3 protein-coding genes are annotated in these 2,081 nt (G+C 67.9%); 1 reads left to right on the top strand and 2 read right to left on the bottom strand.

Translation table 11 applies throughout. The annotated features are described in order from the left end of the window. Window positions 1–338: 338 nt before the first annotated feature. A complete protein-coding gene (locus AX737_RS10595; RefSeq protein WP_066921159.1) occupies window positions 339–644 on the bottom strand; it encodes a hypothetical protein in 306 nt (101 codons plus the stop codon). After that, window positions 644–1,486: a metallophosphoesterase gene (locus AX737_RS10590; protein WP_082772982.1), complete on the bottom strand. Its 843-nt coding sequence runs from the start codon at window positions 1,484–1,486 to the stop codon at window positions 644–646. Before AX737_RS10590 ends, AX737_RS10595 begins: the two co-directional genes overlap by 1 nt. A 374-nt stretch (window positions 1,487–1,860) precedes the next feature. Here AX737_RS10590 and AX737_RS10585 point away from each other — a divergent pair. Then, window positions 1,861–2,081, top strand: a 221-nt coding sequence (locus AX737_RS10585) for a hypothetical protein (RefSeq protein WP_156453642.1), incomplete at its 3' end; no start/stop codon positions are given.

Below are 2,081 nucleotides of genomic sequence, written 5' to 3'. Positions count from 1 at the left end.
AGCGCGGCCGGGCGGCGATGCCGACGGGCCGGGCGGGCCTGCGGACAGGCCGGGGCGCGCGTTTCGGCGCAGAGGGGCGATGGGTCATGGGGTTTCATCTTGGGGCGAGGGCCGCCCGAACGTCAGCTACGAGGGCGGTGTGGGCTCCGGCCGGTGCCGGGAGCGTATGTCGCTCGATGAGCGATGGGGGATGATTACAGTATCGATTGAATTCGCGTCAAGATTAAATTCTATCTGACGGATATTTTATTGGCATCTGTGGATAACCGGCTATAAGACCAAGTCTAAGCGGATCGGAACCTCTTCGGCGGATGCCCGATATTCGGTTGGATCACGGATTATCGTGCCGGTCCGGTGGAAGGATCCGCTCTTCCGGCCCGTCGTTTGGAACCCTCCGGGTCGGCGGCGTCGCCTGAGCGTCGGATCGCCCGCGAGGTCCTGCCGAACGGGACCACGGTGCCGCTCGGGGCGCGGGCGGAGGCGCCGGCCATGCGTTCCGCCTCGTCGATGACCGCGTCGCCGAGGGCGACGAGGGCCCGGTGCATGGCCCGACGGTACGCGGTGACGCCGATCTCGTCTCGCATCACCGCGGCGCGGTTTAGGAATTCGACCGCGAGATGCAGGTCGTCGTGGACGTCGATCATCAGTTCGTTCCTTCCGTTCCGTTCGTTCTCGGCTGCGTGTCGGCGTCGGCCTGCCGGTCGGGCACCTCGACGACGAGACCTGGGATGAAGCCGGTGGCCTCCTCGACGTGGCCGCGTGGGTTGCAGACGATGCGGGTGTCGTGGATCCGGTAATCCGCATGCCGGTGGACATGGCCGTGGACCCATAGGGCGGGGCGGCACGTCCCGATGAGGTCATCGAGGTCGGTGGCGTAGCACCACGCCAGGTTCTCGTGCGGGGACAAACTCCGCCGGGACGGTGCGTGGTGCGTGACCACGACGGTGCGCTCCGGCGCCGGCCGGATCGCGCCCTGGACGTAGGCCCGGCTCGCGCGGTGCAGGCGAAGGACGTCCTCGGGCTCGATGCGATGCCTGGACGTCGGCCCGGTGCGGATCCGGCGATAGTCCTGCATGCCCTCGCGTCCGCCGGCCGACCGCAGCCCGTGGAGGAGGCCGAAGGCGCCGAGGCGAAAGTCCGTCCATAGCGTCGCCCCGACGAAGGTGACGCCCCCGATCGTGACGGCGTCGTCCATCAGCAGGTGGACGCCGAGGCGATCGGCGGCGGCCCGGCCGAGGCGGACCTGGTCGGACAGGGTGTAGCGGACCTCGCCGCGGTCCCACCAGAAGTCGTGGTTTCCCGGCACGTAGACCACGGGGACGCCATGGAAGCGTTCGGCGATCCATTCGAGCGAGCGCACGAGCGGAACCTGGACGTCCCCTGCGATGACGACCGCGTCGAAGCCCCCGGCCGGCACGTGCGCGGCAGGGTCCCACGCGTTCGCGACGTGTTCTTGATGTAGGTCGGATAGTGTCCAGAGGCGCATGTTGCGGCCCTCCGATGCCCACGGTTTTCGAGGCCGTGGTGATGACGATACCCGGGGCCTTCGCCCTCGGTCGGCCCATGGGGCCTGGTGCACGCGCCCTAAAGCGCAGGCCGTTATGCGGCCCGCGCGGCTTTCATTCGGGTACAGGCGGGCACGTTCGTCATGGGGCCCAGGTGGACGCGGGCGGGCCCGTGGTCAAGCGGGCGATGCGGATCATGGTTGACCGTTGGTTAACGGGAACCCCTCCGCCGTGCATCAACTGAGAATCCGCGAGGAACGGGAACGGGGAACGTTCCGCATTCCCGTTCCTCGAATTTTCAGGGCACCTTAACCAAGGTTCGGCCAATCTATCCTGAGGTTCGGAGGGGTTCGCGATGACGCCGCAGCAGAGGGTCTACAAGGTCTGCGACCGGATCAGCGCGGAGGGCAAGGAGGACGTCGATGTCCAGGCGGTGATCGACGAGATGAAGCGCAAGCCCCCCTACCGCGCTATGGCCCGTGGGGCGGTCATGCTGCACGTGCGGGGGTGGAAGGTGGAGCGGGCGTACAAGCCGCGGCTCGACGTGCGGGTGCTGCCCGAGCCGTTGCAGGCGGG

The organism is Methylobacterium sp. CCH5-D2 (assembly GCF_001556475.1).
Taxonomy (GTDB): domain Bacteria; phylum Pseudomonadota; class Alphaproteobacteria; order Rhizobiales; family Beijerinckiaceae; genus Methylobacterium; species Methylobacterium hispanicum.
Note: the sequence above shows the minus strand (reverse complement) of the source record. Positions and strands in the feature narration are given on the sequence as shown.